At 59.8% G+C, this 13,885-nt stretch carries 10 protein-coding genes and 1 pseudogene; 3 read left to right on the top strand and 8 right to left on the bottom strand.

The features are described from left to right. Window positions 1-41: 41 nt before the first annotated feature. From serA to betI, 7 genes and pseudogenes are all read right to left on the bottom strand, one after another. On the bottom strand, window positions 42-1,625 hold the full coding sequence (gene serA, locus AC0L37_RS02610; RefSeq protein ID WP_282222082.1) for a phosphoglycerate dehydrogenase: 1,584 nt from the start codon (window positions 1,623-1,625) through the stop codon (window positions 42-44). Window positions 1,626-1,779: 154 nt separating this feature from the next. After that, complete coding sequence (locus AC0L37_RS02605) at window positions 1,780-2,952, bottom strand: phosphoserine transaminase (RefSeq protein ID WP_282222946.1); 1,173 nt, start codon at window positions 2,950-2,952, stop codon at window positions 1,780-1,782. A gap of 127 nt (window positions 2,953-3,079) precedes the next feature. Further along, on the bottom strand, window positions 3,080-4,369 hold the full coding sequence (locus tag AC0L37_RS02600; RefSeq protein ID WP_212656902.1) for an MFS transporter: 1,290 nt from the start codon (window positions 4,367-4,369) through the stop codon (window positions 3,080-3,082). A 96-nt stretch (window positions 4,370-4,465) separates the two neighbouring features. Next, window positions 4,466-6,125 (bottom strand): annotated as a pseudogene (betA, locus tag AC0L37_RS02595) (choline dehydrogenase). Between the two features lie 40 nt (window positions 6,126-6,165). Then, on the bottom strand, window positions 6,166-7,638 hold the full coding sequence (betB, locus tag AC0L37_RS02590) for a betaine-aldehyde dehydrogenase (RefSeq protein WP_282222083.1): 1,473 nt from the start codon (window positions 7,636-7,638) through the stop codon (window positions 6,166-6,168). Then, on the bottom strand, window positions 7,635-9,152 hold the full coding sequence (gene betC, locus AC0L37_RS02585) for a choline-sulfatase (protein ID WP_282222084.1): 1,518 nt from the start codon (window positions 9,150-9,152) through the stop codon (window positions 7,635-7,637). The genes betB and betC overlap by 4 nt, the downstream gene beginning before the upstream one ends. Next, window positions 9,142-9,738, bottom strand: a complete 597-nt coding sequence (gene betI / locus AC0L37_RS02580; RefSeq protein ID WP_212656898.1) for a transcriptional regulator BetI — start codon at window positions 9,736-9,738, stop codon at window positions 9,142-9,144. Before betI ends, betC begins: the two co-directional genes overlap by 11 nt. A gap of 110 nt (window positions 9,739-9,848) precedes the next feature. On the opposite strand from betI, the gene choX reads away from it, so the two are divergent. The 3 genes from choX to choV are packed head-to-tail and all read left to right on the top strand — an operon-like array spanning window position 9,849 to window position 12,728. Continuing rightward, the gene (gene choX / locus AC0L37_RS02575) at window positions 9,849-10,778 is read left to right on the top strand and encodes a choline ABC transporter substrate-binding protein (protein ID WP_212656897.1); all 930 of its coding nucleotides are present in this window, start codon (window positions 9,849-9,851) and stop codon (window positions 10,776-10,778) included. Between the two features lie 55 nt (window positions 10,779-10,833). Next, the gene (choW, locus tag AC0L37_RS02570) at window positions 10,834-11,673 is read left to right on the top strand and encodes a choline ABC transporter permease subunit (protein ID WP_212656896.1); all 840 of its coding nucleotides are present in this window, start codon (window positions 10,834-10,836) and stop codon (window positions 11,671-11,673) included. Further along, window positions 11,670-12,728 carry a choline ABC transporter ATP-binding protein gene (gene choV, locus AC0L37_RS02565; RefSeq protein ID WP_282222085.1) on the top strand — a complete coding sequence of 353 codons (1,059 nt, stop codon included), beginning with the start codon at window positions 11,670-11,672 and terminating at the stop codon, window positions 12,726-12,728. The genes choW and choV overlap by 4 nt, the downstream gene beginning before the upstream one ends. Before the next feature lie 54 nt (window positions 12,729-12,782). Here choV and denD read toward each other — a convergent pair whose 3' ends face one another. Then, window positions 12,783-13,769: a D-erythronate dehydrogenase gene (gene denD, locus AC0L37_RS02560; protein WP_282222086.1), complete on the bottom strand. Its 987-nt coding sequence runs from the start codon at window positions 13,767-13,769 to the stop codon at window positions 12,783-12,785. Window positions 13,770-13,885 lie beyond the last annotated feature (116 nt).

Raw genomic sequence — 13,885 nt, 5'->3', positions numbered from 1 at the left:
CCTGAGCGCCGACCCTTGGAACTTGGTATGAAAACGATCGTCTAGAAACGCAGTGCCTTGGCCTGCTTGACGCCTTCGAGCGAGGCGATCTCTGCCAGCTGCGCTTCGGTCAACTGACCATCGATCGACAGCAGCGCAATCGCATCGGAGCCCTGTTCGGCGCGCCCCAGATTGAAGTTGGCGATGTTGATGCCAAGCGTGCCCAGCAACGTGCCCATACGGCCGATATGGCCCGGCTTGTCCTCATTGGTCACATAGAGCATCGACGGCGTCAGTTCGGCTTCCATATTGATGTTCTTGACCTGAATGACGCGTGGCTTGCCGCTGGCGAAGACCGTACCGGCCACAGCCCGTTCCTGACGCTCGGTCACGACGGTGAGGCGAATATAGTTCTCGTAGGCGCCCTGCTGTTCGCGGGTCACCACTTCAACGCCGATACCGCGATCCTTGGCGATCTGCGGTGCCGACACCATGTTCACATCCGGCATCATCGGGCGCATCACGCCATAGACGGCCGAGGCCACCATGGGGCGGGTATTCATGCTGGCAACGTCACCTTCGAACTCGATCTTGATGCCCTTGATGGCCGTTTCGGTGAGCTGACCGGCGAACGAACCCAGCACTTCAGCAAGCTTGATGAATGGCGTCAGGCGCGGCGCTTCCTCGGCCGAGATCGACGGGAAGTTCAGCGCATTGGTGATTTCGCCCGCATTGAGATAGGCCGAGATCTGTTCGGCCACCTGCAGCGCGACATTTTCCTGCGCTTCGCCGGTCGATGCACCCAGATGCGGGGTGCAGATGACGTTGGGCAGTTCGAACAGCGGATTGGCGGTGGCGGGTTCTTCCAGGAACACATCCAGTGCAGCACCAGCCACCTGGCCGGATTTCAGAGCCTCGTAGAGCGCAGCTTCGTCGATCAGACCACCACGGGCGCAATTGACGATGCGAACACCCTTCTTGGTCTTGGCCAGGGCAGCGGCGTCGATGATGTTGCGTGTCGCGTCGATCAGTGGCGTGTGCAGCGTGATGAAATCGGCGCGGCCCAGCAATTCATCGAGCTCGACCTTTTCGACGCCGATTTCTTGCGCACGCTCTGGCGTCAGGAACGGGTCGAAAGCCACAACCTTCATCTTCAGCCCCTGCGCGCGATCGGCCACGATCGAGCCGATATTGCCCGCGCCGATCAGACCCAGCGTCTTGCTGGTCACTTCCACGCCCATGAAGCGGTTCTTTTCCCACTTGCCGGCACGGGTCGAAGCGTCAGCCTCGGGCAGCTGGCGGGCCAGCGCCATCAACATGGCAATGGCGTGCTCTGCCGTGGTGATCGAATTGCCGAAGGGGGTGTTCATCACGATGATGCCCTTCTTGGTGGCAGCCGGGATATCGACATTGTCGACACCGATACCGGCGCGGCCGATGACCTTGAGATTGGTCGCTGCCGCAATGACCTTTTCAGTCATCTTGGTGGCCGAACGAATGGCCAGACCATCATACTGGCCGATAACCTCGAGCAGCTTTTCCTTGTCCTTGCCCAGATCGGGCAGATAGTCGACCTCGACGCCATTGTCCTTGAAGATCTGAACGGCAGCCATGCTGAGCTTGTCGGAAACGAGTACCTTGGGCATCAGAGCCCTCCTTGAAAATCGAGTGTGAGAAATCACCCCCTCCTGCCTCCCCCATCAAGGGGGAGGTGTCGCTCCGCGTTTGGGACACGAACAGTGCCGCATACTCGATCAGCACCTCCCCCTTGATGGGGGAGGTTGGGAGGGGGTGGTGTAATTAGGCAGCGGCCTTGAGGGCAGCTTTTTCTTCGGCGAAGGCAAAGTCCAGCCACGGCACGAGCGCGGCAAGATCAGCCGTCTCGATGGTGCAACCAGCCCAGATGCGCAGGCCCGACGGCGCGTCCTTATAGGCGCCGATGTCATAGGCCACACCGGCCTTGTCGAGCTTGGCGACAATCGCCTTGGCGAATGCAGCCTGCGCTGCATCATCAAGCACGGTGACGGCGGGATCGACAATCGACAAGCACACTGAGGTGTTGGACCGATTGGCTTCATTCTTGGCGAGGAACTCAACCCAGTCGGTCTTGGCGACCCAGTCCGAGAGCACCTTGAAATTGGCGTCGGCACGCGCCTGCATGGCGCCGAGGCCACCCAGCGACTGACCCCATTCCATCGCATCAATGGCGTCTTCGATGCAGATCATCGAGGGCGTGTTGATGGTAGCAGCTGCGAAAATTTCTTCGATCAGCTTGCCGCCCTTGGTCAGGCGGAAAATCTTGGGCAGCGGGCGGTCTGGCTTGAAGGTCTCGAGCCGCTCCACAGCGCGTGGCGACAGGATCAGCACGCCATGAGCGGCCTCGCCACCCAGCGCCTTCTGCCAGGAGAAGGTGACCACATCGAGCTTGGCAAAATCCAGCTTCTGCGCAAACGCGGCCGAAGTGGCATCGCAAATGGTCAGACCCTTGCGGTCATCCGGGATCCAGTCGCCATTAGCAACGCGGACACCCGAGGTCGTGCCGTTCCATGTGAACACCACGTCGCGGTCAAAATCGACCTGGGCAAGATCCGGCAATTCGCCATAGGGCGCCTTGATGATGCGGGCGTCATCGAGCTTGAGCTGCTTGGAAACGTCAGTGACCCAGCCTTCGCCAAAGCTTTCCCAAGCCAGCATATCAACGCCGCGCGCGCCGAGCATGGACCACATGGCCATTTCGACAGCGCCGGTATCGGAGGCAGGGACAATGCCGATGCGGTAATCGGCTGGGACTTCTAGCAGGTCGCGGGTCAGGTCGATGGCGCGCTGAATGCGGGCCTTGCCGGGCTTGGAGCGGTGCGAACGACCGACCAGTGCATTGGCAAGCGCTTCAACCGTCCAGCCTGGACGCTTGGCACAGGGGCCCGACGAAAAATTCGGATTAGCCGGTTTTACCGCCGGCGCGGTCAGGGGCATAGTAGCCATCTTCAACGACCCTCCCAGGTCTATCGCCTTGCGTTAGGGCAAGGTGTCCTGAGGCCGCAAATACGCCCGAACCCCTAGGGTCGTCAATGACTCTTTTTCACATGCCTGCCGACCGCCCTCAGGCGGCCGGTTCCTGCACCACCAGATCGCTTTCCTGGACCACAAGATCGCTGAGCTGCACGGCTTCTTCGTCGCCCACCACCGAAACGGCGCCTGCAGTACCCCAGTCGAAGTTTTCCTTTTCTTCTTCTGGCAGACCTTCACGACGGCTGAGACGGACAGCCACGAAACCAATCAACACCATCATCACCACACCATTGGTGATGAACATGCCACTGGGCCCGAACAGCTCGATGGCCAGCGAAGTCAGCAGCGGACCTACTGTCGACCCCAGACCATTGAGCAGCAGCAGCCCCGCCGAAATCTCCACATAGTCGGAGCGATCAGCAAAATCGAAAACGTGCGAGGCCGCGATGGCATAGGCCGGCAACAGCCCCGCCCCGAATGCCAGACCGAGCACAAGCCAGAGCCAGGTCACATGCGGCACAACGAGAATGACCACGCCAACCATTAGCGAGGCGAGCGCCAGCCCGATCATTACCAGGCGTCGATCGACATGGTCGGAGATCTTGCCTGCGGGCCACTGCAGCAGCGCGCCACCCAGCACTGCCGCACTCATGAACAACGCCGCATCGGTAATGCTGCCACTGGCCGCATTGGCGTAGGTTGGCCCCAGCGACCAGAATGAACCGGTCGCCACCCCGATCAGGAAGATCGAGACAGTGCCCGTGGGGGATAGTCGGAACATCCGCTTGGGGCGAAACCGCACAATGGTGATCGGCGGCGGCTGGGTCGAGCGCGTCATCACGATCGGCACCGCCGCCAGCGAGACCAGCACCGAGGCAATCGAGAACAGCACGAACGAGTCGGGCTTGAACAGGGTGACCATCATCTGACCCAGCGTGATCACCGTGAAATTGACCGTCACATAGGTCGAAATCAGCGTACCGCGGGTTTCATTGGTCGCCTGATCGTTGAGCCAGCTTTCCACCACCAGATACAGACCTGACAGGCAAAATCCGGTGATCATGCGCAGCAGGACCCACACGATCGGATCAACCGCCACCGGATAGCCCAGCGCCGCCGCAGAGGCGATGGCCACCAGCGCCGCAAATGTCCGGATGTGCCCTGCCCGGATAATCAGCAGCGGTGAAAAGGCACAGCCCAGCACGAAGCCAAAGAAATAGCCCGAACCGAGCATGCCCACTTCAAACGACGAGAAGCCTTCTATACCGCCACGGATTGGCAGCAACATCACCTGCAGACCATTGCCCATGATCAGTAGCGCCACGCTGAACAGAATGGCGCCGGCTGCGAGCAGCGGCGAACGGACAGGAACTTCCGACATGTGGCCTGCCCTTTGCAGTCAGATGAGTAAGACGATCAGTGTTACACGCACCGATGCCTTAGATTTGGGGCATTTTCTAGTCCCAACCTCAACCCATCAGCGATCAGATTCCTGCCAACGCGGATTAATCCATGGCCGCACGTGTTCTGCGGGCAACATGCCCTTGCCCAGAATGTGATCTGATGCCTTTTCACCGACCATAATCGAGGGGGCATTGAGGTTGCCATTGGGGATGGTGGGGAAGATCGAACTGTCGGCAACGCGAAGCCCCTCGACCCCGATAACCCGGCATTGTTCATCAACCACCGACGACATGTCGTCTGCCGAACCCATGCGGCAGGTACCACAGGGATGATAGGCGCTTTCGGCGTGCTCGCGAATATGGGCATCAAGCTCATCATCGGTTTGCGCCGCCGCCCCCGGCAGGATTTCGGCCCCCGGTATTCGTCGAACGCCTTCTGGCCAAAGATCTCGCGGGTGACACGAATACAGTGCCGGAAATCGGCCCAGTCCTGCGGATCGGACATGTAGTTGAACAGGATCGAGGGCGCGTCCTTGGGATTGCCCGAGGTCAGCGTCACAGCGCCGCGCGATGCCGAGCGCATCGGCCCCACATGGGCCTGGAAACCATGGCCTTCAGCCGCAGCCTGACCATCATAACGCACCGCGATCGGCAGGAAATGGAACTGGATATCGGGGTATTCCACACCCGCCTTGGAGCGGATGAATCCTGCACTCTCAAACTGGTTGGAGGTGCCCAGACCCGATTTGAAAAATAGCCATTGCGCGCCGGCTAGCGCCTTGCCCCACAAATTCCAGTGCTTGTAGAGCGTAATGGGCTTGGTGGACGCCTGCTGGATGTAGAGTTCGAGATGGTCCTGCAGGTTCTGCCCCACACCGGGGCGATCAGCGACCACCTTGATGCCATGCTCGGCCAGATGCGCCGCCGGGCCAATGCCCGAGAGCATCAGCAACTTGGGGGAGTTGATCGAGGAGGCAGCAATGATCACCTCGCGATTGGCCTTGACGATTTCGATCTGCCCCCCCGTTCGATCTCCACCCCAACAGCGCGACCATTTTCAATGACCACGCGGCGCGCGAAGCACTTCACCAATTCAAGGTTTGGCCGCTTCAGTGCCGGCTTGAGATAGGCATTGGCGGTGGACCAGCGTCGGCCCTTCCAGACCGTCTGCTCCATCGGGCCAAAGCCCTCCTGCTTTTCGCCATTATAGTCGCCGGTACGCTCGAACCCGGCCTGTTCGCCGGCATCGACAAACGCCTTGAACAGCGGGTTGTCGCGCTTGCCACGCGTCACATGCAGCGGGCCATCCTTGCCGCGCCACTTCGCATCACCGCCATGGCCACCAGCATGCCAGTCTTCCATACGCTTGAAGTAGGGCAGCACATCGGCATAGCTCCATCCCTTGGCGCCGCTCTGCGCCCAGGTGTCGAAGTCACGCGCATGGCCACGCACATAAACCATGCCGTTGATCGAGGACGATCCGCCCACAACCTTGCCGCGCGGCACGACCAGCTTGCGGCCGCCCAGATGGGGCTCGGGCTGGCTTTTGAAGCCCCAGTCATACATGGCCATGTTCATCGGATAGCTTAGCGCCGCCGGCATCTGGATCAGGGGCCCCATGTCGGTGCCACCGAATTCGAGCACGATGACCGAGTGCTGCCCGTTCTCGCTCAGTCGAGAAGCCATGGTGGAGCCGGCCGAACCCGAACCGATGATGACGAAATCTGCTTGCATAAGAGTATCCTTGCCGCGGCCCTTGGCCACTTGCTCGCGATCAATAAGGTGCTTCAACGCCACCCATGGCGACATAGACCGACTTGATCTGGGAATAGTGTTCTATGGCGGCGCGTGAATTCTCGCGGCCTACGCCCGACATTTTGACGCCACCAAAAGGCGCCTCGACCGGGGTCAGATTGTAGGTGTTGATCCAGCATGTTCCCGCCTGAAGTTTGGCCACCACCCGGTGTCCGCGCTGCAGATCGGAGGTGAACACCCCAGCCGCCAGGCCGAACTCGGTGGCATTGGCCCGCTCGATGACTTCGGCCTCGCCGCTGAATTCGAGCACCGACAAAACGGGTCCGAAGATTTCTTCGCGGGCGATGGTCATATCGTCAGTCACGCCCTCGAAAATCGTCGGCTCGATATAGTTTGCATTGGCGAACTGCTCGCCTTGCGGCACCCCGCCGCCTAGCACCAGCTTGGCGCCCTCGGCCTTGCCGGTGGCAATATAGCCCAGCACCTTCTCGCGCTGCGCTGCCGTGACCATCGGCCCGATCTGGGTCTGCGGATCCATGGGATCGCCAATCACGGCCAGCTTGGTGCGTTCGGCCAGCCGTTTGACGAAATCGGCCCGGATATCGCGATGCACGAACACCCGTGTGCCGTTCGAGCAGATCTGTCCGGTCGAATAGAAATTGGCGTTGATCGCCGCGCTGACGGCATTGTCGATATCGGCATCATCAAACACGATCAGAGGCGACTTGCCGCCCAGCTCCATGGTGACATGGCGAATGCCTTCGGCAGCGGCCGCATAGACCTTGCGGCCGGTTGGCACCGAGCCTGTCAGCGACACCTTGTCGACCCGCTTGTCGCCGATCAGGCTGGCACCGACATCGCCATAACCCTGCACGACATTGAACAAGCCGGCAGGCGCGCCCGCTTCCATCAGGATTTCGGCCAGCTTGAGTGCACCCAATGGTGTGATCTCGCTGGGCTTGAATACCATGGCATTGCCGCAAGCCAGCGCCGGCGCTGCTTTCCAGCAGGCGATCTGGGTCGGGTAATTCCATGCCCCGATGCCAACGCACACGCCCAGCGGCTCGCGGATGGTGTAGACGAAGTCCTCACCCAGCGGGACGGTTTCGCCGGTAATGCTGGCCGCAATGCCGCCAAAATACTCCAGCGCATCCGCCCCCGATGTCGCGTCGGCAACCAGAGTTTCCTGGATTGGCTTGCCAGTGTCGAGCGTTTCGAGCTCGGACAGCGCCTGGTTGCGCTCGCGGATGATGTCGGCCGCCTTGCGCAGCACACGCCCTCGCTGAACCGGCAGCAGCGCTGCCCATTCCTTCTGAGCCTTTACCGCGGCAGCCAGCGCCTGATCAATGATCGCCGGGGTGGCTGAATGCAGCGTGGCGATGGTTTCGCCGGTCGCTGCATAGACGCAGTTGATAACCTGACCAGCTTTGTCTTCGACATATTGGCCACCGATGAAATGGCTCGCGGTTGGTTGGACGTTACGCATGCTCATTCACCTCGGGGATAGCGTTGATTGTGTTCTAGAACGTTGAGATCCATGTGGTTGCGCATGAAGCGCTCCGACGCCTTTTGCAGCGGCTGGAAGTCCCATGGAAAATAGGCACCATTGCGTAGCGCCTCATAGACGATGAGCCGACGCGCCTGACTCTGGCGCACATCAGCGTCGAAAGCTTCCAGATTCCAATGCTTGGCCACCAGATCAGCAAAGCGGGCAGCCAGTTCGGCGTGGCCCGGATCAGCCGCCAGATTGACCAGTTCATCGGAATCGCTCGCCAGATTGAACAATTGCGGCGGATCGAGCTCGCAATGGATGTACTTCCAGTTCTCCAGCCGCAACGCCACCAATGGCGCTTCCGAGCCCTCGGCGGCGTATTCCATCAGCACAGGCGTGGACCGCGGTGTGCCCTGCGCCAGCGGCACCAGCGATTCCCCATCGGTCCAGGGCATGATCTCGCCCAGATCAATGCCCGCCAGATCGGCCAGTGTAGGATTGATGTCCATGGTGCTCACCGGCGTATCGATACGGCCGGCGGGCAGCCCCGGTGCCGCAATCATCATCGGCACGCGAGCCGAGCCTTCAAGAAAGCTCATCTTGAACCACAGCCCGCGTTCGCCCAGCATGTCGCCGTGATCGGACACCAGCACGATGATCGTATTGTCCGACTGTTCGCTGCCTTCGAGCGCCGTCAGCACCTCGCCGATCTTGTCATCGACATAGGAAATATTGGCGAAGTAGGCGCGACGCGACCGCCTGATGTTTTCTTCGGTGATGTCGAACGACTTGGCATCGCTGGCATCGAGCAACCGCTTGGAGTGCGGGTCTTGTTCAGCGTAATCCATGGCCGACACCGCAGGCATCAGATGCTCGCAGTCCGCGTAGAGATCCCAGTACTTCTTGCGCGCTACATAGGGGTCATGGGGATGGCTGAAGCTGACGGTCATCATCCATGGCCGGTCATCCAGGCGACGCCCCAGATCATAGACCTTGGCTGTGGCCTGAAAGGCGACCTCGTCGTCATATTCGAGCTGATTGGAAATCTCGCCAATGCCAGCGCCCGTGATCGAACCGAGATTGTGATACCACCAGTCAATCCGCTCGCCGGGCTTGCGATAGTCAGGTGTCCAGCCAAAATCGGCCGGATAGATGTCGGTGGTCAGGCGTTCCTCAAAGCCATGCATCTGGTCGGGACCGACAAAATGCATCTTGCCCGACAGCGCTGTATGATAGCCCGCCCGCCGCAGATGGTGTGCATAGGTTGGAATATCGGAGGCAAACTCGGCCGCATTGTCATAGACGCGCGTGCGGTGCGGCAACTGCCCCGACATATAGCTGGCGCGCCCCGGCGCACAAAGCGGCGAGCCGGTATAGGCATTGGCAAAGCGCGCGGAACGGGCCGCGAGCGCCTTCAGGTTGGGCGCATGCAGCCAGTCGGCCGGCCCATCGGGAAATAGTGTGCCATTGAGCTGGTCGGCCATAAAAACGAGAATATTGGGCTTAGCGGCCAAGGCGGTTTTTCCTTTCAAGCCACAGCTCCAGATAATCCTGGACCATGGCTCTGGTTTCATTGCGGTCGGGAACCGAATCCTGCAGCGCGTGACGGATGTAGAAGCCGTCGATCAGCGATGCGAGACCCTGCGCGATCTGTTCGGCCGACGTGTCATCGAACAGCTGGCGCAGATTGAACAGCAGGTTCGAGTTCAGGCGCCGGGCATAGACGTCAAGTAATCGTTTGGCTTCTCGCGACTGCAGCGCACGGACGTAAAACGCCAGCCAGGCGGCCACCACTTCGCGCTCGAATTGACTGGCGTCAAAGCTCGCATCGATGATTCCGACGATGCGCTCATAGGGCCCATTGGCGGCCTCAAGTTTGGTTTTGACCGAACGCTTATACAACTCGAGTACATAGCGCATCGCTGCCAGAAAGATCTTATCCTTGGTTCCGAAGTAATGCATGGCCAGCGCCGCAGACATTCCGGCCCGCTTTGCAATCTGACTCACAGTAACGTCGAGCGTACCCGCAGCAGCGATTTCGGAAATCGTCGCGAGGATCATCGCTTGACGTCGCAATGGCTGCATTCCGATTTTCGGCATCTGCGCACTTTTCCAGACCTAGGGGTTTACATTGCCCATCATGTAGGTTTTGATTGAACAGTCAATCAACAATATTTTTGGTTCCCTTTTTGCCACCCAGGAGCAAACCCATGATTAAACCTATTCTCACGCTGACGAGCGCTTTGGCTGTGTCGCTGCTGTCGACCTCTGCCTTCGCCGCTGGTCAGTGCGAAGAGGTGGTCTTCTCTGACGTCGGCTGGACCGACATCACCACCACCACTGCTGCGACTCGCCAGGTGCTTGAAGCCCTCGGCTATGACGTCGACGTCAAGGTGCTGTCCGTGCCTGTGACATTCGCATCGCTCGAGAGCGATGACGTTGATATCTTCCTTGGCAACTGGATGCCTGCTCAGGCTGGCGCCATTGGCCCATACCTTGAAAGCGGTGAGATCGAAGCGGTCGCCACCAACCTTGAAGGCACCAATTATACGCTGGCCGTTCCAGCCTATACCTTTGACAAGGGCCTGACCTCCTATTCCAAGATCGCCGATTTCCGCGACGAACTGGATGGCAAGATCTACGGCATTGAGCCAGGCAATGAAGGCAATGCCTATCTCGTCGAGCTGGCCGAAAACAACACCCACGGCCTCGAAGGCTTCAAGGTTGTCGAAAGCTCCGAGCAGGGCATGCTGGCCCAGGTCAACCGCCTCGTGAAGGACGGCAAGGACGTGGTCTTCCTCGGCTGGGCGCCCCATCCGATGAATTCGGCCTTCCCGATCAAGTACCTGCCCGGCGGCGAAGACTTCTTCGGCGGCGAAGGCATCGTTCAGACCGTAACCCGCAAGGGCTATGTTGAAGAATGTGCCAATGTTGGTAAGCTGCTGCAGAACCTGAAGTTCTCGCTTCCAATGGAAAACGAGATCATGGGCAAGATCCTCAATGACGGCGAAGAAGCCGGCGACGCATCGCTTGCATGGATGAAGGCCAACCCCGACGCCGTTATGGCTTGGGTTGATGGCGTCACCACGCTGGACGGTGGCGACGGCGCAGCCGCTGTAAAGGCAGCACTGGGCCTTTAATGACAATGACCAGCCCGGCCATGGGGTCGGGCTGGTCCCTTAAAGGAGCAGTGCTTTGGACTGGCTGACAGACAACAAGATCCCGATCGGCAAGTGGGCAGCGGCCTTCTTCGATTGGCTCCGCGACAATTTCTCTGGCGCGTTCGACATTATGGCCGATGCGGCCGAGGCCCTGATCGATGGCCTCCTCTGGGTGCTGCAGACGCCCCACCCCCTGATTATCATTGCCGCCTTTGTAGGCCTGACCTGGGTCCTGCAGCGCAATTGGAAGACCTGCGCACTGGTGCTGGTCGGCTTCCTGTTCATTCTCAACCAGGGCTATTGGGAAGCAACCACCGAGAGCCTGACTCTGGTGATGAGCTCGTGCATTGTCTGCATGGCCATTGGTGTGCCCATCGGCATCTTCCTGGCGCATCGCCCCAAACTGTACCGCTATATGCAGCCGGTGCTTGATCTGATGCAGACCCTGCCAACCTTCGTTTACCTAATCCCCGCCATTGTCTTTTTCGGCATCGGCATGGTCCCCGGCCTGATCGCAACCGTGATCTTCGTGCTGCCCGCGCCGGTCCGCCTAACCTATCTGGGCATTTCGACCACACCCACGCCATTGCTTGAGGCGGTCGACGCCTTTGGCGGCACCGGCACCCAGAAACTGGTCAAGGTGGAACTACCCTACGCCCTGCCCCAGATCATGGCCGGTTTGAACCAGACCATCATGCTCTCCCTGTCCATGGTTGTTGTCGCTGCCCTGGTTGGCGCCGATGGCCTCGGCGTTCCCGTGGTGCGCGCCCTGAACTCGGTCAACACCGCTCTCGGCTTTGAAAGTGGCTTCGTCATCGTCGTCGTCGCCATTATTCTTGACCGGATGCTGCGCATAGGGAGCCAACAGAAATGACCGACGCTGTAGTATTCGACAATGTGAGCATCGTGTTCGGGGACAAGCCCGAAAGCGCCCTGCCAATGATGGATGCGGGCAAGACCCGTGCCGATATCCAGCAGGAAACCCAGCAGATCCTGGGCGTGCACAATTGCTCTCTCACCGTTCAGGAAGGCGAAATCCTTGTCCTGATGGGCCTGTCGGGCTCGGGCAAGTCAACCTTATTGCGCGCCGTCAATGGCCTTAACCCCGTGGTCCGTGGCACCGTGCACGTCAATGTTGGCGACTGGAGTTGCGACCCCAGCAATTGCAGCAAGGACGATCTGCTGCGCCTGCGGCGCAGAAGCGTCGCCATGGTGTTCCAGCAATTTGGTCTGCTGCCTTGGCGCAATGTCACCGACAACGTGGCGCTCGGTCTTGAGCTGGGCGGCATGAGCCGCGCCAAGCGCGAAGCCAAGGTCAAGGAACAGCTCGAACTGGTCGGGCTCTCCGACTGGGCTGACAGCAAGGTTTCAGAGCTTTCAGGCGGCATGCAACAGCGTGTCGGTCTGGCCCGCGCCTTTGCGACTGACGCGCCGATCCTGCTCATGGATGAGCCCTTCTCCGCACTCGATCCGTTGATCAGGACGCGTCTGCAGGATGAACTGCTCGAACTGCAGGCCAAGCTCAAGCGCACCATCATCTTCGTGAGCCACGATCTTGATGAAGCCTTCAAGCTGGGCAACCGCATTGCAATCATGGATGGCGGTCGGATCATCCAGTGCGGCACGCCGCAGGAAATCACCGCAAATCCGGCTAATGGTTATGTGGAAGACTTTGTCACCCATATGAACCCGCTGCGGGTATTGCAGGCCTCAGACGTGATGCTGACCGACGATCCGGGCACGCCATCCACCCCCGACAACGATGTTCAGGTCGAAATGGGCGCACCGGTTGCCGATGTCATTGATGCGCTGTCCAGCGGCGCCGACACAATTGGCGTGACGGACGAGGACGGCAAGGAAGTTGGTTCGATCTCCAGCCAGCAGATCGTCGACGCCCTGCAGTCCAAGACATCCAAAGACGCTGAATAGTCTATTGTGGCGGGGTCACGACCCCGCCACAGCTTTGTCTGACGCACAAAACGTCTAGAGCGCGACCTTGCCACCCAGTTCGTCGGCAATGTGAATTTCGATAACTTCGTCAAAGCTGGCGTCACCCACAAACCCCATGGACCGGGCGCGCTTGGCCTCAAAGGCCTTGGGCCAGCCGGCGACCATATCGGCAATGACCGCATCGGGTTCGCGCCGGATCAGCGCCACGGCCTTTGGTCCGGCGACCCGCTCAAGCGCTGCAATCTGTTCGCCGACTGTCACGGCAAGGCCTGGCATCGACAGATTGCGTTGACTGCCCAACTGCGCAGTGTCCATCGCCGCGCCATGCAACAGAAACCCCACTGCGGCGCGCGGACTGGCAAACCAGTGCCGCACCGTATCGGCAACCGGCAGCACCGCTTCAAGTCCTGCAAGAGGCTCACGGATGATCCCCGAGAAAAAGCCTGAAGCCGCCTTGTTAGGCTTGCCCGGTCGCACCGCAATTGTTGGCAGCCGGATGCCCACACCATCGACAAAGCCGCGTCGCGAATAGTCGGAGAGCAATAGCTCGCAAATGGCTTTCTGCGTGCCATAGCTGGTGAGCGGCGTCTGTTGAAATTCATCACCAATCACGGCCGGGAGCGGCTCGCCGAATACCGCGATCGAGGAGGTGAACACCAGTCGCGGACAATAGGGTTCGGACTGGCTGGCGAGCCTGATCGACTCCAGCAGCGCACGCGTGCCATCCAGGTTGATCCGGTAGCCCTTCTCAAAGTCTGCTTCGGCTTCTCCCGACACAATTGCCGCGAGATGGAAGATCATGTCTGGGCGTTCAGCGATCAGGCTGGCAGCCGCACCCTCTTCCGACAGATCGGTAGCAATCACGGTGTGCGCGATATCAATGCCCAACCCCGAAGGCTCAACCACATCGGCCAGAGTCAGCGACGAGATGGCTTTGTCATTGATCTGTCCGGCAGCAAGCAAGGCCGCAACCAGCTTCCGCCCAACCATACCGGCGGCGCCAATAACCAGAACTTTCATATTCATCCTCCCAGAACCACTAGAGGTGTGCACAGCCCACCTGCCCCTGTCCAGCAGCCTGACAGCAAAAAGCCGGCGCCCTTTTGGGACGCCGGCCAATTCTAAGTCAGAGGCGA

This window comes from Devosia sp. J2-20 (genome assembly GCF_055808475.1).
The sequence above is the reverse complement of the archived record's forward strand: the minus strand, read 5'-3'. Positions and strand labels throughout refer to the sequence as shown.